24 protein-coding genes are annotated in these 19558 nt (G+C 59.4%); 9 read left to right on the top strand and 15 right to left on the bottom strand.

Annotation, left to right across the window (positions count from 1 at the left end; translation table 11 throughout):
• Positions 1 to 3 precede the first annotated feature (3 nt).
• The 6 genes from EI969_RS20100 to EI969_RS20125 form a co-directional block, all read right to left on the bottom strand.
• Entirely contained in the window at positions 4 to 630 is a 627-nt protein-coding gene (locus EI969_RS20100) for a response regulator transcription factor (RefSeq protein WP_150718132.1), read from the bottom strand.
• A 247-nt stretch (positions 631 to 877) separates the two neighbouring features.
• Positions 878 to 1270, bottom strand: coding sequence for a response regulator (locus EI969_RS20105; RefSeq protein ID WP_160389323.1), 393 nt, complete (start codon positions 1268 to 1270; stop codon positions 878 to 880).
• Between the two features lie 178 nt (positions 1271 to 1448).
• Entirely contained in the window at positions 1449 to 2777 is a 1329-nt protein-coding gene (locus EI969_RS20110) for a deoxyguanosinetriphosphate triphosphohydrolase (RefSeq protein WP_150718134.1), read from the bottom strand.
• Between the two features lie 173 nt (positions 2778 to 2950).
• Positions 2951 to 3295: a hypothetical protein gene (locus EI969_RS20115; protein WP_150718135.1), complete on the bottom strand. Its 345-nt coding sequence runs from the start codon at positions 3293 to 3295 to the stop codon at positions 2951 to 2953.
• Positions 3292 to 3681 (bottom strand): phage holin family protein, encoded by a 390-nt coding sequence (locus EI969_RS20120; RefSeq protein WP_160389324.1) that lies wholly within the window; start codon positions 3679 to 3681, stop codon positions 3292 to 3294. The genes EI969_RS20115 and EI969_RS20120 overlap by 4 nt, the downstream gene beginning before the upstream one ends.
• Position 3682: 1 nt before the next feature.
• Positions 3683 to 3997 (bottom strand): YqjD family protein, encoded by a 315-nt coding sequence (locus tag EI969_RS20125; RefSeq protein WP_007983472.1) that lies wholly within the window; start codon positions 3995 to 3997, stop codon positions 3683 to 3685.
• A 328-nt stretch (positions 3998 to 4325) separates the two neighbouring features.
• Between EI969_RS20125 and EI969_RS20130 the strand changes: the two genes are divergently transcribed.
• The 4 genes from EI969_RS20130 to EI969_RS20145 all read left to right on the top strand — a co-directional run bounded on the left by EI969_RS20130 (position 4326) and on the right by EI969_RS20145 (position 7327).
• Positions 4326 to 5534, top strand: coding sequence for an ammonium transporter (locus EI969_RS20130; RefSeq protein WP_160389325.1), 1209 nt, complete (start codon positions 4326 to 4328; stop codon positions 5532 to 5534).
• Positions 5535 to 5639: 105 nt separating this feature from the next.
• Positions 5640 to 5876, top strand: a complete 237-nt coding sequence (locus EI969_RS20135; RefSeq protein WP_160389326.1) for a glutaredoxin family protein — start codon at positions 5640 to 5642, stop codon at positions 5874 to 5876.
• A gap of 171 nt (positions 5877 to 6047) precedes the next feature.
• Positions 6048 to 6365 (top strand): hypothetical protein, encoded by a 318-nt coding sequence (locus EI969_RS20140; RefSeq protein WP_008020364.1) that lies wholly within the window; start codon positions 6048 to 6050, stop codon positions 6363 to 6365.
• 71 nt (positions 6366 to 6436) lie between these two features.
• Positions 6437 to 7327 carry a pseudouridine synthase gene (locus tag EI969_RS20145; protein ID WP_160389327.1) on the top strand — a complete coding sequence of 297 codons (891 nt, stop codon included), beginning with the start codon at positions 6437 to 6439 and terminating at the stop codon, positions 7325 to 7327.
• Between the two features lie 84 nt (positions 7328 to 7411).
• On the opposite strand, the gene EI969_RS20150 is transcribed toward EI969_RS20145, so the two are convergent.
• Both EI969_RS20150 and mobA read right to left on the bottom strand, forming a co-directional pair.
• Positions 7412 to 7633, bottom strand: coding sequence for a YgdI/YgdR family lipoprotein (locus tag EI969_RS20150; protein ID WP_160389328.1), 222 nt, complete (start codon positions 7631 to 7633; stop codon positions 7412 to 7414).
• Between the two features lie 78 nt (positions 7634 to 7711).
• Positions 7712 to 8314, bottom strand: coding sequence for a molybdenum cofactor guanylyltransferase MobA (mobA, locus tag EI969_RS20155; protein WP_160389329.1), 603 nt, complete (start codon positions 8312 to 8314; stop codon positions 7712 to 7714).
• A gap of 81 nt (positions 8315 to 8395) precedes the next feature.
• Here mobA and moaB point away from each other — a divergent pair, with 81 nt between their 5' ends.
• Both moaB and glp read left to right on the top strand, forming a co-directional pair.
• A complete protein-coding gene (moaB, locus tag EI969_RS20160; protein WP_160389330.1) occupies positions 8396 to 8935 on the top strand; it encodes a molybdenum cofactor biosynthesis protein B in 540 nt (179 codons plus the stop codon).
• A gap of 22 nt (positions 8936 to 8957) precedes the next feature.
• Positions 8958 to 10145: a gephyrin-like molybdotransferase Glp gene (glp, locus tag EI969_RS20165; RefSeq protein ID WP_160389338.1), complete on the top strand. Its 1188-nt coding sequence runs from the start codon at positions 8958 to 8960 to the stop codon at positions 10143 to 10145.
• 62 nt (positions 10146 to 10207) lie between these two features.
• Here the strand turns inward: glp and EI969_RS20170 are convergent, their stop codons facing one another.
• Positions 10208 to 10462 (bottom strand): hypothetical protein, encoded by a 255-nt coding sequence (locus EI969_RS20170; protein WP_256678338.1) that lies wholly within the window; start codon positions 10460 to 10462, stop codon positions 10208 to 10210.
• Positions 10463 to 10673: 211 nt separating this feature from the next.
• Here EI969_RS20170 and yegS point away from each other — a divergent pair, with 211 nt between their 5' ends.
• Entirely contained in the window at positions 10674 to 11591 is a 918-nt protein-coding gene (gene yegS, locus EI969_RS20175) for a lipid kinase YegS (RefSeq protein WP_160389331.1), read from the top strand.
• On the opposite strand, the gene EI969_RS20180 is transcribed toward yegS, so the two are convergent.
• The 3 genes from EI969_RS20180 to EI969_RS20190 form a co-directional block, all read right to left on the bottom strand.
• A complete protein-coding gene (locus EI969_RS20180) occupies positions 11575 to 12234 on the bottom strand; it encodes a response regulator transcription factor (RefSeq protein ID WP_160389332.1) in 660 nt (219 codons plus the stop codon). The genes yegS and EI969_RS20180 overlap by 17 nt on opposite strands.
• The gene (locus EI969_RS20185; protein ID WP_160389340.1) at positions 12231 to 13124 is read right to left on the bottom strand and encodes a sensor histidine kinase; all 894 of its coding nucleotides are present in this window, start codon (positions 13122 to 13124) and stop codon (positions 12231 to 12233) included. Before EI969_RS20185 ends, EI969_RS20180 begins: the two co-directional genes overlap by 4 nt.
• A gap of 466 nt (positions 13125 to 13590) precedes the next feature.
• A complete protein-coding gene (locus EI969_RS20190) occupies positions 13591 to 14061 on the bottom strand; it encodes a hypothetical protein (protein ID WP_160389333.1) in 471 nt (156 codons plus the stop codon).
• A 468-nt stretch (positions 14062 to 14529) separates the two neighbouring features.
• Between EI969_RS20190 and EI969_RS20195 the strand changes: the two genes are divergently transcribed.
• Together EI969_RS20195 and EI969_RS20200 are read left to right on the top strand one after the other, a co-directional pair.
• On the top strand, positions 14530 to 15465 hold the full coding sequence (locus tag EI969_RS20195; RefSeq protein ID WP_160389334.1) for a chemotaxis protein CheV: 936 nt from the start codon (positions 14530 to 14532) through the stop codon (positions 15463 to 15465).
• A 177-nt stretch (positions 15466 to 15642) separates the two neighbouring features.
• Complete coding sequence (locus EI969_RS20200; RefSeq protein ID WP_160389335.1) at positions 15643 to 16449, top strand: MOSC domain-containing protein; 807 nt, start codon at positions 15643 to 15645, stop codon at positions 16447 to 16449.
• A gap of 84 nt (positions 16450 to 16533) precedes the next feature.
• Here the strand turns inward: EI969_RS20200 and EI969_RS20205 are convergent, their stop codons facing one another.
• The 3 genes from EI969_RS20205 to EI969_RS20215 all read right to left on the bottom strand — a co-directional run bounded on the left by EI969_RS20205 (position 16534) and on the right by EI969_RS20215 (position 19462).
• A complete protein-coding gene (locus EI969_RS20205) occupies positions 16534 to 16818 on the bottom strand; it encodes a pyrimidine/purine nucleoside phosphorylase (RefSeq protein ID WP_007940055.1) in 285 nt (94 codons plus the stop codon).
• 69 nt (positions 16819 to 16887) lie between these two features.
• On the bottom strand, positions 16888 to 17430 hold the full coding sequence (locus EI969_RS20210) for an exonuclease domain-containing protein (RefSeq protein WP_160389336.1): 543 nt from the start codon (positions 17428 to 17430) through the stop codon (positions 16888 to 16890).
• Positions 17431 to 17500: 70 nt separating this feature from the next.
• The gene (locus EI969_RS20215; protein WP_160389337.1) at positions 17501 to 19462 is read right to left on the bottom strand and encodes an acetyl/propionyl/methylcrotonyl-CoA carboxylase subunit alpha; all 1962 of its coding nucleotides are present in this window, start codon (positions 19460 to 19462) and stop codon (positions 17501 to 17503) included.
• Positions 19463 to 19558: the final 96 nt, after the last annotated feature.

Consider the following 19558-nt stretch of genomic DNA (forward strand, 5'->3'; position numbering starts at 1 on the left):
TTCTCACACGAGTGCGTTACGTTTTGCCATCTCGATCAGTTCAACCAGGGATTTGGCTTTGAGTTTTTGCATGAGGCGCTTTTTGTAAGTGCTCACGGTCTTGTTGCTCAGAAACATGCCCTTGGCGATCTCCTTGTTTGTGCGACCTTGGGCAAAAAGTTGCAAGACCATCAGTTCCCGGTCGTTTACGGATTTGAAAAGTTCCAATTCAATACAGCGTGTTTCATCGCCATGGATGGGGTTCAATGCCTCACTCGGGAAATAGTTGTAACCTGAAAATACCGCTCTTATGGAACTGACCAGTTCACTGATGTCTTCTTGTTTGCAGACATAACCCGAGGCACCGGATTGCATGCAGCGAATACCGAAGAGTGTCGGGCATTGTGCAGTCAGTACCAGTGTTTTAGGAGGGTTGCTCATTGCGTTGAAGCGGGAAAGCACTTCCAGGCCATCGAGTTTTGGAATGCTGATGTCGAGAATGACCAGGTCCGGCATGCATTCGCGAACCATCTGCATGGCGTCGACCCCATTATCAGTTTCGCCGACAACTTTGTAACCTTCGTGTTCCAGCAGCATTCGAACGGCAAGGCGGATAACCGGGTGATCGTCGACAATAAAAACGGAGTTCATAATCAAGTCCCATGCGAGCTCAAATAAAGCGCGCACCTTAGCTCAGATACTTGCAGGGACGCATGAACGGACCGAGCTGTAGCAGCAATTTAGGAGAAGTCCTACAAATTAAAAGGAATAGGACTACGCATTAACTAGGATTCTTATTAGGAAGGATAGGAAAAATCAGTTATCTAGTGCGTTTTTTGAGGAGATTGTTTGTAGGTTTTACGTAATGTCTTTGTCGGTTTTTATATATGTCTTTTTCTTATGTTGATGCTGAGGTCAACAAGTCTCTAAATTCAGATTGTTTCAAAGGTTTTATCAAGTAACCCAATAATGGCAATCCGTCTTCAGTGGCCGTTTTTACCAATTCGTCCAGTTCGCAGGTCGTCAGGCTGCTCAGAAGGATTGCATGCTTGATCAGCCCTTGCCGGCCGGCGAACCGGACCAGATCGAGTCCTGTCAGATCAGGCAGGCATTGATCGCATAAAAGAATGTCGAATGGCTGGTCGACCTCGAGCATTCGCTGCATGGCGCCTTTGGCGCTGTCGGTGGTCGTCAGTCGGGTGAAGCCATAACTTTCCAGCAGATATTGAGTCGCTATGAGTTGAAAGGGGTGGTCCTCCACCACGAGGATGCGTAGATCGTCTTCGGCCATGGGGCGCACTTCATCTGTCGAACAGAAGGAATGGGGATTGTTTCGCGAGAGTGGCGGACAAGCGATCAGTTCGCTCGCCATGTGTTGTAGGGCGATTCGACGAAGCTTGAGCGCTGTTGGTTGTTGAAGGGGGGATCAGCCATAACGAATGCCGCAATGGCTGATCACTCGATACACCTCAGTGGCTGGCGCGTCCGGTCATTTCCAAGGCCATGTCACTGGCATAACTGTCAGTCATGCCGGCGATGAAATCAATCATGCGTAAAAACGAGGTGTGCAGCGGGCCGTGAGGATCGGGAGCATTGTTACCCAGCAGATCAAGAATGCGCCGGCTTTTGAACGACGGAGTCCGACCGTTGTGCTGCTCCAGAGCTGCGCCGCAAAAGGCGTTGAGCAGGATTTCCAGCGTGGTGTAGGCGCCGATTTCGTGCAGGGTCTTGCGCTTGTCCTGGAAGATTTTCTTGCGGGCCATGTCCTTGGCGTTCAGCACACAACGTTTGGCGGGGCCGTGCATGTGCTCCACCAGGTCGCCGGGCAATGTGCCGGCCAGCAGTGCGTCCTGTTGCTCGACGAAGGCGCGGGCTGCGGCATTGGTCAGGTGTTCGATGGCTTTGCCGCGCAGGATCGCCAGCTTGCGTCGACGCGAGTCGCCGGGGCCGAGTTGGCGGTAGGTCTCCGGCAAGTCGTCGCCCACCAGGCCCAGCAGCAGGGACTCGACTTCGGCGTATTCCAGCAACTCCATTTCCAGGCCGTCTTCCAGGTCGATCAGCGCATAGCAGATGTCGTCGGCGGCTTCCATCAGGTACACCAGCGGATGCCGCGCCCAGCGTTGCTCCTCCAGTTGCGGCAAGCCGAGTTTCTGGGCGATCTGCTCCAGTAGCGGCAGCTCGCTCTGATAACAGCCGAACTTGTGTTTCTTGTAGCCCAGCGAGTCGGCGTGCTTGGCCGTCCATGGATACTTCAGGTAGGTGCCCAGCGTTGCATAGGTCAGTCGGGTGCCGCCGTCGAACTGGTGGTACTCCAGTTGAGTGAGCACCCGAAAGCCCTGGGCATTGCCTTCGAAATTCAGGAAGTCATTGCGCTCGGCTTCACTCATTGCGTCCAGCCAGCCACGCCCGGCGGCCTGCTGGAACCAGTGGCGGATCGCGTCTTCACCGGAGTGGCCGAAAGGCGGGTTGCCGATGTCGTGCGCCAGGCAGGCCGATTGCACCACCATTCCCAGGTCGCTGGGTTCGCACCAGTCGGGCAGGGTGTTGCGGATGGTTTCACCAACCCGCATGCCCAGTGAGCGCCCCACGCAACTGACTTCCAGCGAGTGGGTCAGGCGCGTATGAATGTGATCGTTGCTGGACACCGGATGGACCTGGGTCTTGCGCCCGAGGCGGCGGAAAGCCCCCGAGAAAATGATGCGGTCGTGGTCTTTGTGAAAAGGGCTGCGGCCGAGTTCTTCAGGGCTGTGCAGAGGTTTTCCGAGGCGTTCGCGGGTGAGCAGGGTGTGCCAATCCAAGGCGGGGTCTCTCCGTCAGGTGACTGATGGCCTAGCTTCCCGTTTCGCGCGCGGACCTGCAAGGGGAACGGGAGCCGGTGAAGTCGATATCGATGAGCAGCCGGGCAGGCGCACAGGATTGCGCCCCTCGATGGAGGGGGGCATTCCGTGAACATTGCAAGCGTGCGTCAAGATCAGTCTTTGCGTGAAGAACCCTGCATGATCAGTTTGATCAGCGGCCCCAATGTGGTGCCGAGGCGGACCAGCCTGGTCAGGCTGCTCAGGCCTCCGCCGTTTTTTGCACCCTTGCCGGTCAGAAAACCCAGCAGGGTGACGGCGGCCACGCCCCAGAGTGGCGCGTGTTTGATGCCGAAACCGTCCTGCAGGTTTTGCGTCATTCCACGTACCCGTTGCAAAGGCTGCAGCAGTTGCGCGGATTCGTGGCGGATTTCCTGGCGATGCATTTCCATGCGCAGGCGGATCAGCGCCTTGCGCATTTCCGTGCGTGAGCTGTTTTGTGGCAATTCAGGCAGGCTCATGGCAGCAGGCGCTCCCGATCGTTGGCCAGCTCTTCCAGGGTGCCGTGGAAGGGCGAGGACTCATCGAAAATCGCCGCTCTCAAGCGCATTCCACAGAAGATGGCGGCGAGGGTGTAGAACACACAGAGCCCGATGATCGCGGCCAGGCGATACGTATCCCAGAACAGGATGAGCACCAGCGTCGACAGCCCCACCAACAACAGCAAGGCAAACACCAGCGCCAGGCCGGCGAACAGTAACAGGCTGACGGTGCGGGCTTTCTGTTCCTGCAATTCGATGCCGAACAGTTCGACATGACTGTGCAGCAACCCAAGGAAGGCAGCACCCAGGCGCCGCGATGAGGAGCTTGTTCCCGTCATGGACGGGCCGGATTCGCCGATCGACATATCAGCGCCGGCTGGCCAGCAGGCCGATCAGGAACCCCACGCCGGCCGCGATCCCGACGGATTGCCAAGGGTTGGCCTGGACATAGTCCTCCGTGGCGGTGACAGCAGCCTTGCCGCGTTCGCGCAGGGAGTCTTCGGTCAGTTTCAGGGTTTCACGGGCGCGCAGGAGACTGTCGTGAATCTGCTCGCGCAACTCGTCGGCCTGGTCACCGGCCAGGGTCGCGGTGTGCTCCAGCAAGCGTTCGGTATCGCTGACCAGTGTCTGAAAGTCGTTCATCAGGATTTCTTGAGCAGTCTTTGCCTGGGTGCGGGCCATGGGGGATCTCCATAAGTGGCTTTCTGATGTGTTCGAGTATGAGCCTTCGGCGAAGGTTCAGTACAAATGACTGGTACAACTTTTGCTGTGTCGTGGTGCGCCGGTCCGCACCATTGCGCTATAGCCGGGCATGATTTCAGTAAAACCGTAGGACCAACAATCAAAAACTCGCGCAAACGTCCGGGGCAGGTTTTTCCTGGACGGTGTCCGTGCGCCAAAGTGGTTCGGCGGGATCAGTCCACTGATGCTTCGAAGCCGCAACTTGGTGCATCGATGGTCGTCGCGAACTGCTTTGGTGCTTTTTTCTGCCATAAGGTCTGCCCATCCCATGGAAAATCTGCAAAGCGCAGTGGACACCCTGGTCCATAGTTCCAACACGCTGTTCATTCTGATCGGTGCGGTCATGGTTCTGGCCATGCACGCCGGTTTTGCCTTTCTCGAAGTCGGAACCGTGCGACAGAAAAACCAGGTCAATGCGTTGTCGAAAATCCTCAGCGACTTCGCCGTATCGACACTGGCCTACTTCTTTATAGGCTATTGGATTTCTTATGGCGTGACGTTCATGCAACCGGCGGCCGTGCTAAATGCCGATCATGGTTATGGGCTGGTGAAATTTTTCTTCCTGTTGACCTTTGCTGCGGCGATCCCGGCGATCATTTCCGGAGGGATCGCCGAGCGCGCCCGGTTTGTTCCCCAGGTGTGTGCAACCGCATTGATCGTCGCGTTCATCTATCCGTTCTTCGAAGGCATGGTCTGGAACGGCAACCTGGGCTTGCAGGCCTGGTTGCTGGAGCGCTTTGGCGCCGGTTTCCATGATTTCGCAGGATCAGTGGTGGTGCATGCCATGGGCGGTTGGCTGGCACTGGCGGCGGTGCTGTTGCTCGGGCCGCGCAATGGCCGCTATCGCGAGGGTCGGCTGGTCGCGTTCGCACCGTCGAGCATCCCGTTTCTGGCGTTGGGCTCGTGGATCCTGATCGTTGGCTGGTTCGGCTTCAACGTCATGAGCGCGCAAACCCTGCAAGGCGTCAGCGGACTGGTGGCGGTGAACTCGCTGATGGCCATGGTTGGCGGTACGGTGGCGGCGCTGATTGTCGGGCGCAACGACCCCGGTTTCCTGCACAACGGCCCGTTGGCGGGGCTCGTGGCAATCTGTGCCGGGTCCGACCTGATGCATCCTGTCGGCGCGCTGGTCACTGGCGCCGTCGCGGGCGCCTTGTTTGTCTGGTGCTTTACCGCCGCCCAGGTCAAATGGCGCATCGACGATGTGTTGGGTGTCTGGCCTTTGCATGGCTTGTGCGGTGTATGGGGCGGCATTGCCTGCGGCATTTTCGGCCAGAGCGCGCTGGGCGGGCTGGGTGGAGTCAGTCTGATCAGTCAGTTGATCGGCACTGCACTGGGCGTGACTGTGGCACTGGTCGGCGGCTTCGCGGTGTATGGCGTGATCAAGGCGCTGCATGGCTTGCGCCTGAGCCAGGAACAGGAGTATTACGGCGCGGACCTGTCGATCCACAAGATCGGCGCCGTGAGTCAGGACTGACTCGGGTCTCTTCATCGTTGGTGGCATCCGGGCAGGAGATTCAATGGCTCGACGGTTTTTCGGGGCAGGCCTAGAATGGTCACTTCATTTTCTGGTTGAGCGCTCATGCTTCCCGAATGCCAGCTGTTCGGCACCCTTGGATGCCATCTCTGTGAAGTAGCCGAAGCCATGCTGATGGAGTTTGTCGAGCGTGGCCTGCTGGTGGAACTGGTGGACATCGCTGAGGATGAATCCTGGTTCGCCGCCTACAGCCTGCGTATTCCGGTGTTGCGGCGAGTCGACACCGGTGCCGAACTGGGCTGGCCGTTCAGTGCCGATGAGGTGGTGGCGTTCCTGCGTTAAGCGGTTTTGCCCTGGCGGCATGTCCCGCCTGTCGAACTTTGCGATTGATCCTCTTGGCTTAATCGGTGTTGATCGGATACTGTATGCGCATACAGTTATTCGCGGTGCCTGCCTTGCCGTAGCCGATTTTCGGAAGTGAGCAGGCGGCCCCGGGCGTGAGAGGGATGAATCGTGGTCAATGTCGAACAGTTGAAGAACAGCGTGAACCGGATGTCCGCGGACGTCGTGCGCGAGGCCGTCCTGGAGTTGCGCCTGGACGGACTGGTGACCGAGGGCAAAACGCCCTTCAACAAAACGCATTTCAATACCTGTTTCGCTGAAATCGAAGCCTTGTTTCAACGCGCGGGCTATCACCGGCAACTCGATGTCGTGGGTTATCAGGGATTGTTGTACGCCCTGTATGACCCCGCTCGCTGGGAAGCGGTCGATGTACTGCGTTGGCTCAAGGAGTACACCGAAGCGGCGGCACGCACGCAGATCCCGGCTTGAGGAATCTCCTCTAGGTTCATTTCCGCTGCTGTTGGATAATGCTGCCCTGCACTGAGGGTTAGAGCTTCCGTATGTCCACTTCTTCTTTTTCCGCGGCACACAGTCAGGCCAGTACGCTCTACTTGCCACCTGGCCCGTGGCACACCGTTGTCGATTGCCTGTGTGAGCATTTCAGCGCCATCGGTCGTGAACAATGGCTGGACAGAATCGCCCGTGGCCGGGTCCTCGATGGGCAGGGCAAGCCGATCGCCCTCGACCTGGCCTACAGGGAAGGTTTGCGGATTCATTATTTTCGCGAAGTGCCGGATGAGAAGCCGATTCCGGTGACCGAGTCGATCCTGTACGCGGACGAGCATCTGGTGGTGGCGGACAAACCGCATTTTCTACCCGTGACGCCGGCGGGCGAATACGTCGAACAGACGCTGCTGAGGCGCTTGATCCGTCGCCTGGACAATCCGCACCTGGTGCCATTGCATCGCATCGACCGGCATACCGCAGGGCTGGTCCTGTTTTCCGCCAATCCGCAGAGCCGCTCGGCTTATCAGTCGTTGTTTCCAACCCGTCGGATCGAAAAACGCTACGAGGCCATCGCAGCGGCGTTGCCCGACGTTGCTTTCCCGTTGGTGCATAAAAGCCGGCTGGTCGATGGCGAGCCGTTCTTCCGCATGCAGGAAGGGCCTGGGGCCAGCAACACCGAGACGGCGGTCGAAGTCAGGGAGAAACAGGGCGATCTCTGGCGTTATGGTCTTTACCCGGTAACGGGCAAGAAACATCAGTTGCGGGTACACATGGCCGCGTTGGGCGCCGCTATCTGCAACGACCCGTTTTACCCCGAGGTGCTCAAGGATGCGCAGGATGACTACGCCAATCCTTTGAAACTGTTGGCTCAGGGGCTGAAGTTCATCGATCCGGTCACGGGCCAGGAGCGAGTGTTCGAGAGTGAAATCACCCTGCAATGGTGATCAGGAAAGCGCCCCTGCAGTGCCGTGCTTCAGGCATGAAAAAGCCCGCATCAAGCGGGCTTTTCTGTATCCGGCAGCGTCGGATTACAGCTCTTTAACGGTACGAACCTGATCCTTGTTGATGCGGGTCTGCTTGCCGTCAAGCTGTTCGAATTCGTAGAAACCGGAATCCTTGTCGAACTCTGGCGTGTCGACGGCCTGGATTTCGCGACCGTCATTCAAGGTGATCACCGTAGGTGATGCGCAACCGGCGAGGGTGGCCAGGCCGAGTGCGAGCATGAAAGTGGCGAGGGTCCGTTGAGTCATGAGTGTGTGTCTCCGAATAAGAAATCTTTGGTTACTGAACTTGAGACGTGTACCGCCCGCGCAAGTTCCGGATCACCGTCAGTCTGACACAGTGTCATGACCGCTTAATAGTTCCGGCGTGTTGAGGTTGGCCAGCCGCGGGTCTTTGTCGGGACATTGCAGCGCGGTCGCGCCGAGCTTGCGCATCAATCGGCCAGGGCTGCGCTCACCCTCGTTCCAGGCCTGTTCAAAGGCTGCCCCGTGCAGCACGGGAATGACACACAACAATGGCTCCCAGTGCTCGTCATGCCGCACCATCAGCGGCTTGTCCGGGTGCAGGTTGGCGGTCTCGCGCATCGTGCCGATCAGTGCCGCATCAATGCCCGGAACGTCACAGGGCAGGACCAGCAGGTGGGTGTGCCGGGCAGCCTTGAGGCCAGCGCGAATTCCAGCCAGCGGCCCGGGGAAGTCACCCTCGTCATCGTGGACCAACTGGTCGGCGTAGGGGGCGTACTTCTCTAGGTTGCGATTGCAGGAGATGATCAGGTCATCGGTCAGCGGGCGAGTCTTGCGATGCAAATGCGCAATCAGTGGTTCGCCACGCCAGTCCAGCAACCCTTTGTCCTGGCCACCCATGCGTTGGCCGCGACCGCCCGCCAGGAGCAGAATGGAGCAGGGCGGCAATTGTGAATTCGTGGTCATGGCAGCTCTCCATGGGAGCGGCGAAAAAACGGAGCGCTGTGATATAACACCGGGCTGTTTCTCCTACAACTGGACGAGCCTATGAAAGCCAAGGCTGATGTACCTTTCGCACCGCTGAACATTGCTGTGCTGACTGTCAGCGATACCCGCACACTGGACACCGACACCTCGGGCCAGCTCTTTGTCGACCGTTTGACCGCTGCCGGTCATAACCTGGCAGCCCGGGTGTTGCTCAAAGATGACCTCTACAAAATTCGCGCGCAAGTCGCCAACTGGATTGCCGACGATGTCGTGCAGGTTGTGCTGATCACCGGCGGCACCGGTTTTACCGGGCGTGATAGCACACCGGAAGCCGTCAGCTGCCTGCTGGACAAACAGGTTGATGGGTTTGGCGAGCTGTTCCGCCAGATCTCGGTTGCCGATATCGGCACCTCGACCGTTCAGTCCCGGACGTTGGCCGGTCTGGCCAATGGCACGCTGGTTTGCTGTTTGCCGGGCTCGACCAATGCCGTGCGCACCGGTTGGGACGGCATTCTGGCCGAGCAACTGGATGCGCGGCATCGTCCGTGCAATTTCGTGCCTCACCTGAAACAGGCTGCGCCTTGTGAATCCCGTGGGTAAGCCTGGCAAGACCGGCAGCCTGATGCCGGTCGAGCAGGCGCTGGCGCGCTTGCTGGAAATGGCCGAGGCCTCAAGGATTGTCGAGCGTGAACGCTTGCCGTTGGCGCAGGTACAGGGGCGTGTACTGGCTGAAGATCTGCTGTCGACCCTTGACCTGCCGCCCTGGCCCAACAGTGCCATGGACGGTTATGCCTTGCGCATGGCGGACTGGACGGGAGAGCCGTTGGCGGTCAGCCAGAAGGTGTTTGCCGGCCAGGCCCCCGATCCGTTGCAGCCAGGCACCTGTGCGCGCATTTTCACCGGGGCACCTGTGCCCGCCGGTGCCGATTGTGTCGAGATGCAGGAGAACGCCGAGGTTCAGGTCGATGAGCGAGTGCGTTTCACCCAAGCCCTGGCCCAAGGCCAGAACATTCGCCCGCAAGGCCAGGAAGCCACCGTCGGCGAATTGATTCTGCCAGCGGGTACGCGGCTGGGGCCGATCGAGCAAGGGCTGGCTGCCTCGCTGGGGTGCGCCGAGCTGGAAGTGGTTCGCAAGGTGCGAGTGGCGGTGCTGTCTACCGGCGACGAATTGATTGAGCCCGGGCAAACGCTGGGGCCAGGACAGATCTACAACAGCAACCGGGTGTTGTTGTGTAGCTGGTTGCAGCGTTTGGGGTGTGAGGTCGTCGACGCGGGCATTCTGCCGGACAATCTGCAAACCACCCGTTCCCGATTGGCTGAGTTGAAGGATGTCGATCTGATCCTCTCGACCGGCGGCGTATCGGTGGGAGAAGCCGATTTTCTCGGTATCGCCTTGCGCGAAGAGGGCGAGTTGACGCTGTGGAAGCTCGCCATCAAGCCTGGGAAACCGTTGACGTTCGGGCATTTTCGCGGGGTGCCGGTGATTGGCTTGCCGGGTAATCCGGCATCGACCCTCGTGACCTTTGCCTTGTTGACCAGGCCATATCTCCTGCGTCGTCAGGGTGTAAAAGAGGTTGAGCCACTGAAGGTGCAGCTGCCGGCAGGGTTTGACTGGCCGCAGCCTGGCAATCGGCGTGAGTATTTGCGTGGGCGGCTGGAGAACGGCAGGGCGACTATCTACAAAAACCAGAGTTCCGGCGTGCTGCGCAGCGCTGCCTGGGCTGATGGGCTGGTAGAAGTCCTGGAAGGTCGCACACTGGTTCAGGGCGACAGCGTTTTCTTCATTCCACTGAGCGAAGTCCTGAGCTGAAATTGCAGCGCCTTTGTTACATGAAACCCGGTCGATTGACCGGGTTTCAGGTTGATGGCCATTCAACTCGCCAGAAGCAATGAAACGACCTGTTCGAAGCGGCTATTGGCGATCCAGCCAAGGAGGCCGAGGATTACGATCGTTCCGCATGCCGAGTAGGCAAGCCTGTGCTTGATGGAATTGAGGTCAGCGCGGATTTCGTCCATGTCCCTGCGTATGTGCTTGAGGTGTGTTTCCAGCTCGGTGACGCGCGGTTCCATATCAATTTCTCCCGTGGCCTTTGTGCTGGCCGCTGATCCGAGGTCTTGGCTTTGCATGGCACGTCCTTGTGGTGTCCTGCTGTGGCCCCCAAAAGTCTCCCAATTCGGATTTCCGGTCAATTGAGCCGATTCCTCATGTTTTGTAAGAAAAATCCTGTTGTGTAGCGATCAAGACTGTCCGAATGGAAATAATTCGGTTGTCTGCGACTTTTAACCGAGCCTTTGCGGTCAACATCTCCCAGATGGCATCCAAACCGGGAGTGAACTGATGGGCGATCGCAAGGCATTGTTGATTCTGCACGGCAAACAGGCACTCAACGAGGCGGTTCGCGCCGCTGTCGAAAGCCGGCGTGAGCAAGGTTGGGAGCTGGCTGTTCGATTGACCTGGGAAGCTGGCGATGCGCAGAGACTGGTGGGCGAAGCGTTGGCGGCAGGGTATCGACACATCATTGCCGGTGGCGGCGATGGCACTTTGCGCGATATTGCCGAAGCCATGGCGGAGCATCCGAAAACGGCCAGCCTGGTTTTGATGCCGCTGGGAACCGCCAACGATTTTGCGCGTGCGGCGGGCGTGCCGCTGGAGCCCGATCAGGCGCTGGCGCTGCTGGATGTGGTGCCGACTGCCATTGATCTGGGCGAGGTCGACGGGCAGGTATTCCTGAACATGGCGACCGGTGGGTTTGGCAGCCATGTCACAGCGAACACCCCGGAGGATCTGAAGAAAATCCTCGGCGGCGCGGCGTACCTGTTTACCGGCCTGTCACGCTTCAATGAGCTGCATACCGCCTACGGTGAATTGCAGGGACCGGGTTTTCAATGGCGCGGCGATCTGCTGGCGCTGGGCATCGGCAATGGCCGGCAGGCAGGTGGTGGACGGGCGTTGTGCCCGCAGGCGCTGGTAGACGACGGTTTGCTGGATATCAGTATCTTGCCGGCACCGCAGGAGGTGGTCGCTACATTGAAAAACCTGCTGACCGAAGGCTTTGGCATCGACAGCATGTTTGTCCGCGCGCGCCTGCCCTGGGTCGAGATCAAGGTCTCGGAAGGGCTCTATATCAACCTGGATGGTGAGCCTCTTGAAGGGGACAACCTGCGTTTCGCGGTTCGCCCGGCGGCGTTGCTCGTGCATATGCCCGAAAAATCACCGCTACTGCGGGCCAGTGAAGTACCTAGTCATCAAGGCTGATGATTTGTTCACGCACGGCAAACAGCACCAGGCCGGCCACATCGTAGATCTGCAAACGCTTCATGATCTGCGAACGGTGGGTTTCGACGGTCTTCACGCTCAGCCCCAGGCCGTTGGCGATCTCTCGGGTGGATTTGCCGCGCACGATCAACCGCAGGATTTCCAGCTGACGTGCCGTCAGGTTGTGCGAGTCGGCAGGGTCGGGTTGGTGCTTCTGGTTGCGGGTCAGCGCCTGAGTGATCACCGTGTGGGCAATGGCCGGGCTCAGATAGCGCTCGTTGTTGCGCAAGGCGTCCAGCGCATGCTCGAGTTCGGTCGCCGTGGTGTCCTTGAGCAGGTAGCCGTGGGCGCCGGATTCCAGGGCCTGCATGATCAGGGTCGGGTCGGTGTGCATCGACAGGATCAGGACCTTGCTCTGCGGGCGCACCCGCTTGAGCTGCTGCAAGGCTTCGAGGCCGCCGGTGTGGCGCATCGAAATATCCAGCAGAATAATATCCGGGGACAGATGCGCGACCATTTCGAGCAACTGCGAGCCGTCACTGGCCTCACCGATGACGGCATAGCCGGGCAGGTCCATCACCAGGGCGCGCACGCCAGCCCTGATCAGCGAGTGGTCATCCACCAGTAGTAAATTACAAGTCAATGCATAACCTTATTCGAACTGGCCCGTTCGAGTGCACGGGGCGCCCAGGGAAATAGAGCTTCGATTTGAGTGCCTTTGCCCGGCTCGCTGGTCACGGTCAGCGTGCCGCCCAGTTGGTCGATCCGTTCCGACATCCCGGCCATGCCACGTTGCCCTTCGCGCCCTGGGTCGGTTGCCGGCGCGAAACCCTGGCCATCATCGCGGATCTGCAACTGCAGGCCTTGGGGCAGGCGCTGCAGGCATACCAGCAGGTTCTTGGCCTGGGCATGGCGCAGGATGTTGGTGACCGCTTCCTGGGTGATGCGGAAAGCGGCCACGGCCATTTCCTCCGGTATGCCGGTCAGGCGCTGCTGGCATTCCAGGCTCCAGTTCACCGGGGTGTTGGCCAGGGTCTTGAGCAAGTGCGCGCGCAGACTGGCTTCCAGCCCGAGGCTGGTCAACTGCCGGGGATTGAGAATGGCGGAGACGTCACGCACTTTGGCCAGGGTTTCCTCCAGCGTGTCGCACAGGACCGAGCATTGCCCGTGGAGTTCTTCGGGCATCCGGCGCTTGAGCCAGTCGCTTTGCAGCTTTGCGGCGGTCAGTAATTGGCCGATGTCATCATGCAGTTCGCGGCTCAACCGGTGACGTTCGTTTTCCTGCACCTGCAGCAGCCGGTCGGCCAGTTCCTGAGGCTGGAACTTGATGGATTTGCGCGAGAGGCGGTACTGCACGGCAACGCTGCTCAGGGCGGCAATGTCGAGCAGCAGCAATGGCAGGGGCAAAGGGATGGACAAGCCATAGACCAGCAAACTGCCAAGCGTCGAGAAGGTGCATAGCAACAGCGTGAATGTGCGTGCATTTTCTCGGGAAGGTGGCCACGTGGCGATTGACTTGAGGCTGGCGTGCATAGCGGATGGAGCCAATGGATGTTCGCTGCGGGCTGACCGGTCATGCTGGCTGACAGGCCCCTGTTTTTTTATGTGGAGCGTCGACTTCAACGGAATGTACTTTTAAATGGAGAGTTCGCCCCGAACGGGAGCGAGCTGTGTCCGGCTGCAACCACACTGCCATTAATTGGCGCCAACTAACAGGCGGCATAGTAGCACTTAAGATACCGTTGGTCGCGTCTGTATACATGTCCGGGAAGTCAGGAATTCAGCCGTTTGGACGATGGTTCCATAATGCAGCAAGTTGGCAGAATGCCGAGGTCAGGCAATGCCCTTGTCTATACGGTCGTGAACTAGTCGATGAGTAAAAGTGGTTGTTGAAAGATGTCGCTTATAGCTATGAGATATTCATTTGCGACATGTGCGCACTTAAGTAACAGTGCGGGATTGATAACCCAGTCACGCCAGACGGCAGAGTTGGGTCAGTTCACGCCTGACGTTCCGAATAGGACACGAGGGTAAACGGCCTGGCGTTGACCGGTGGCTGGAACCGGCTTTGTCCGACCTGAAAGGCGAAGGCTTCGATAAGGGTGGCCTGTTCGCTGTCGTCGAGGCTGAGTTGTCCGGTGGTCTGGTCGATGAGTTCGAGTTGCCAGGCAATCAGGGTCAGACAGTCTTTCAGTGCGCTCAACGCCTCGTCGTGCAGGCTCATGGTGTTCTGTGCGTGGTTCAGCAGGCCATGTATATGCAGGGAAAATTCCGACACGGCGGCCAATGCCAGGGCATCGGCCTTGTTGGCCAGCTTGAGCAGCGTACTGAGCATGCAGTCGATGGCGTCCTTGTCATTGCTGATCAGCTGAAGATGACTCAGGCATTCCTCGGTTTTAGCCAGGAGTGTTTCAGCCTCGACGAGAAACTCCGGGAGCCGCAGGGCCCACTCTTTACGGTCGTTCGGCATACTTATCTCCACAACGTCATGGCAAATGAGGGGATATCGTGTGTGTCGACGAGGGCGGTCGGGACCCCGGCATTGCCGAGTCGTCGGGTGAACGGGCTGCGACTGGCCCACAGGCAGGCTGGGGAACACGAGAGGGTGGTTGGCCACTTACTTGCGATCGCACACAAAAGCCTGACTCCGTTCATGCAATGAGAATGGCGTCACATTAATGGCTATTGGATATTGCGAATATCAGGTTGCACCTGATTGTTGATAGGGGAATCCCTTACATAGCGGAACCTTTCACGAAAACCGGGGTCGCGAGGCGTTGAAGTGCGGCGCATTAGATGTAACTGCAGCGTCAGTTAAGCATGATGTTAATGTGACATCAATGCCTGCGCGTGGCATTTTAGCGAGGGTCAAGCTTCGGCAAAGACAGCCGATAACCTTCTTCAAGTGGATTCATCCGAACAAGACCAGGAGTCATTGATGGCCGGCATTCTCGACACGGTAGACCAACGCACGCAACTGGTGGGTGAGAATCGCCTGGAAATTCTCATGTTCCGCCTCGCCGGACGACAACTGTTCGCGATCAACGTCTTTAAAGTACAGGAAGTCTTGCAGCTGCCAAAGTTGACGCTGATGCCGCAGCGCCATCCTTTCGTGTGCGGCGTGGTCAACCTGCGTGGTCAGACCCTGCCGGTGATCGACCTGTCCCAGGCCATCGGCATGCGTCCCTTGGTGCCGGGGCCTGGCAGCACGATCATCGTCACCGAATACAACCGTTCGGTGCAGGCCTTCCTGGTCGGTGGCGTGGACCGGATCGTCAACATGAACTGGGAAGCCATCCTGCCGCCGCCGACCAGCGCCGGCCGCCAGCACTACCTGACGGCCATCAGCAAAGTCGATGATCAACTGGTGGAAATCATCGACGTCGAAAAGGTCCTGGCCGAAATCGTCCCGTACAACGCCAAGGTCTCTCGCGAGAAACTTGAAGATCCGGTACTGGAACGCGCCCGTGGCCGTGAAGTGCTGTTGGTGGATGACTCCAACGTCGCCCTGGCGCAGTTGCGCGATACCCTGGGACAGCTGGGCGTGAAGATGCACATCGCCAGCGACGGGTTGAAGGCCCTGAACATGCTCAAGGCCTGGGCCGACACCGGCGTGGACATGACCGAAAAGCTGCTGATGGTCTTCACCGATGCGGAAATGCCGGAAATGGATGGCTATCGCCTGACCACCGAGATCCGCAACGACCCGCGCCTGCGTGGCTTGTACGTGGTGCTGCACACGTCTTTGTCCGGCAGCTTCAACGACTCGATGGTGAAAAAGGTCGGCTGCGACAATTTCCTCTCCAAGTTCCAGCCGGACAAACTCGTCGACGTGGTCCGTCAGCGCCTGATGCTGGACGAAGTACCGGCCTGATCAAGATACGGTCATTGTGGGAGCGAGCTTGCTCGCGATGGCGATATTGCATTCAGCATCAATGTTGACTGTCCTACCGCAATCGCGAGCGAGCTCGCTCCCACAGGGTGCTCGTCAGCCTTTGATTCGGCCTTCAAGCTCGTATAGGGTGGCGTTTTGCTAACCAGGGAGCTGGCCATGTTGCGTCTGAGCGCGTTGTATCGTTATCCGTTGAAGTCCGCCAGGGGTGAGGCCCTGCAACAGATCGGTCTCGATAAACTCGGGCTGGACGGCGATCGCCGCTGGATGCTGGTGGATGAGGCCAGCGGTCGCTTCCTGACCCAGCGTGCGGTGGCGCAGATGAGCCAGTTGTCGGCGTTATGGAATGCCGCAGGCGGCTTGACCCTCAGTGCAGCCGGCCATTCGCCGATCGACATCGCTTTGCCCGGCAGTGATGCAGAGCTGCGTGGCGTGACCATCTGGCGCGACACCTTGCGAGTCCCCGATGCAGGCGATGAAGCAGGGGCTTGGGTCAGCCGGTTCATTGGCAAGCCGACACGCCTGGTGCAAGTGCCGCTGGATCGGGCGCGGATGACCGAGGCCGGGTTCGGCAAGGACGACGATCAGGTGGCATTCGCCGATGGTTATCCGCTGCTGCTGATTGGCCAGGCCTCCCTCGAGGACTTGTCGCAACGGGTCGGGCGCCCATTGGAGATGCTGCGCTTTCGGCCAAACCTGGTGATCGAAGGCAGTGAAGCCTTCGCCGAGGACGGCTGGAAGCGTGTCCGTATCGGCGAAGTCGAGTTCCGCGTGGTCAAGTCCTGTTCACGTTGCATCCTGACCACTATCGATCCGCAGACCGGGGAGCGCAGCGACGACCGCGAGCCCTTGGCAACCTTGCAGAAATACCGTTCGCAAGCCGACGGCGCAATGTTCGGCCAGAACCTGGTCAACGACGGCAACGGTCGACTCGAAGTCGGCATGCCGGTGGAGATCCTCGAGTAATTTTGCGCAGAACAAAAAATGCCCGTTTCTGACAACACGGGCATTTTTTATTGAAGCGACTTTTTTGGAAGAGGCCGCGCAGGTTTAGCCGCGGTATTCGCACAGGTAAGCGGTGTCGACGGCGACTTTCAGCTGGAACTTGCTGTTGGCCGGTACGTTGAACTGGCTGCCGGCGGCGAAGGTTTCCCAGTCGCTGCTGTCCGGCAGTTTGACGGTCAGTGCACCGCTGACCACGTGCATGATTTCACGCTGGCTGGTGCCGAATTCGTATTCGCCCGGTGCCATGACGCCGATGGTCGCTGGACCTTCTGCGGTGCCAAAGGCGATCGACTTGACGGTGCCGTCGAAGTACTCGTTGACTTTAAACATGGGCGATTCCTCGAAAAGGGCTAAAAAGGGCCGGCCAGTATGCACAAGGCCCCGGGAGTCGTCACCTGTCTAAAGCGGAAGAACCAGTGGCAGCAGGCGTGCGGTATTGCGCGCATCCTCCAGTGCCCGGTGTTGCTGGCCGGTAAACTGCAGCCCGGCCAGTTGCAGCGCGCCGTTGAGCCCCAGCGGACGTTCCAGGCGTCGGGCCTTGGCAAAGCGCTGCTTGAGGTTCATGTGCGGCACGTTGGCCAGCACGCTGGCGAGTCCCAGGCGCTGCCATTCCTGAAGCAGTTGTTTGCGATCGTAATCGCCCCAACTGACCCAGCCTTCGAGACGCGTGTGGTGATGGCCAAGCCAGCGCTCAAACGCCGGCCAGACTTCGCCCAGCGGTTGCGCGGTATCGATGTTTGCCTGGGTGATGTGCGTCAGTTCGCGGCAAAACGGCGTCAGCAACGGACGCCGCACAGGGCGGACGAAGCGCTGGAAGTGATCCAGTTCGCGTCCCTTGCGGTCCACCAGAGCGGCGCCGATTTCAATGATTTCCATATCCGTTACGGGCCATCCCCCCTCATCGGTGGTGGCCTCCAGATCAATGACCAGCCAATGAGGCATTGCAGGGTTCCTGGTATCCGCGTCCTGTAGGGTTTGAGCGTAGCCAAACCCGGCGGTTCCGCCTAGCGGCTTATTCGACCTCCAACAGAATCTGCCGGTTTTTCACTTGATCCCCGACTTTGACTTGCAGGCGCTTGAGAACGCCGTCGACGCCCGATTTCAATGGGTGCTCCATTTTCATCGCCTCCAGCACCACCAGCAGTTGGCCCTTGGTCACCTTGCTGCCTTCGTTGACCAGGACGTCGACAATCGCCCCGTCCATCGGTGCCTTGAGGGTGCCGGAGCTGACATTGGCCTGGCTGCTGACCGGCGCTTGAGTGCGATCGGTGAACTGCAGACTGCCCGGCCGGGTGAACAACCAAAGTCGCCCGGTCTCCAGCCGGTAGGCGTGACGTTGGCGGATGCCGTCGATTTCGAGGGTGGCCCAGCGTCCGTCGCAATGGATGATCCTCAGTTCGAGGGTGCGCTCGGCGGCTTGAATGCGCAGCGGTTCGCCCGGGATGGCGAGCAGCGCTACGGGCCAATCCTGATCCTCAAGGCCGATGCGATAGTGCAGCGGTACGCTGGCGTTGTTGCGCCAACCACAAAGCGGGGCCGAATGAGTCTGCGCTGAAGCCTGATAGAGGAGGACGGTGGCGATCGCCAGGTGTTGCGCGTCAGGGGCGTGGGGTTGCAGGCAGGCATGCGCGGAAAAATGCTGCGCGATGAACCCGGTGCTGAAATCGCCGCCAGCGAACTGCGGGTGATCCAGCAGGCTGGCGAGCAAGCGCTGATTGCTTTGCACGCCCAGCAGTACGCTGTCTTGTACCGCCCGCAGCAATTTGCGCCGGGCTTCCTCGCGGGTGGCCCCATGGGCGATGAGCTTGCCGAGCATCGGGTCGTAGAAGGGGCTGATGACCTGACCTTCGATCAGGCCATGGTCGATCCGCACGCCGTCCTGCAGACCCGGTTCCCAAGCCACGACACGCCCGGTCTGCGGCAGGAAACCCTGGGCCGGATCTTCGGCATACAGGCGCACTTCCATGGCGTGCCCGTGGAGTTGCACCTGTTCCTGGCGCAAGGGCAGCGGCTGCCCTTCGGCGATGTTCAACTGCCAGGCCACCAGGTCCAGCCCGGTGATCAGTTCGGTGACCGGGTGCTCCACTTGCAGCCGGGTGTTCATCTCCAGGAAGTAAAATTGTCCGCGCGCATCCAGCAAAAACTCCACGGTGCCCGCACCGACATACTGCACTGCCCGCCCGGCCTTGAGCGCCGCTTCGCCCATGGCCTGGCGCAGTTCAGGCGTCATCACCGGGCAGGGGGCTTCCTCGATGACTTTCTGGTGTCGGCGCTGCACCGAGCAATCGCGCTCGCCGAGGTAGATCAGGTTGCCGTGCTGGTCACCGAACAGCTGGATCTCGACATGACGAGGTTCGACCAGTGCCTGCTCGAGAATCAGTTCACCGCTGCCAAAACCGTTCAAGGCTTCGGAACGCGCGGTACGGATCTGATCCGGCAAATCGCTGGCATCGTGCACCAGGCGCATGCCGCGTCCGCCGCCGCCGGCGCTGGCCTTGATCATCAACGGATAGCCGATGCGCGCGGCTTCGCGACTGAGGGTGACGTCGTCCTGTTCGGCGCCTTGATAGCCCTTGATGCAGGGCACGCCGGCTTCGAGCATGGCGATCTTCGACAGGCGCTTGCTGCCCATCAGTTCGATGGCTTCGGGGCTGGGGCCGATGAAGGTGAGGCCGGCATCCCGGCAGGCGAGGGCAAAGCCTGCGTTTTCCGAGAGGAAACCGTAGCCCGGATGGATCGCATCCGCCCCCGTGCGCCGGGCCGCGTCGAGGATGGCGGGGATGTTCAGGTAAGACTGTTGCACCGCCGCCGGGCCGATGTTGACCGCTTCGTCGGCCATCTGCACGTGCAGGGCATCGGCATCGGCATCGCTGAACACGGCGACCGTGCGATAACCCAGCGCCTGGGCCGTGCGCTGGATGCGGCAGGCGATTTCACCGCGATTGGCGATGAGGATTTTCTTGAGTCCGGGCATAGGGACGTCTCTCAAGTTGTGCGGTGAAAGTGCTGGCCTCTTCGCGAGCAGGCTCGCTCCCACAGGGGAATACATTGCAAATGTGGGAGCGAGCCT

Source organism: Pseudomonas sp. PB101 (assembly GCF_009764265.1).
GTDB lineage: Bacteria > Pseudomonadota > Gammaproteobacteria > Pseudomonadales > Pseudomonadaceae > Aquipseudomonas.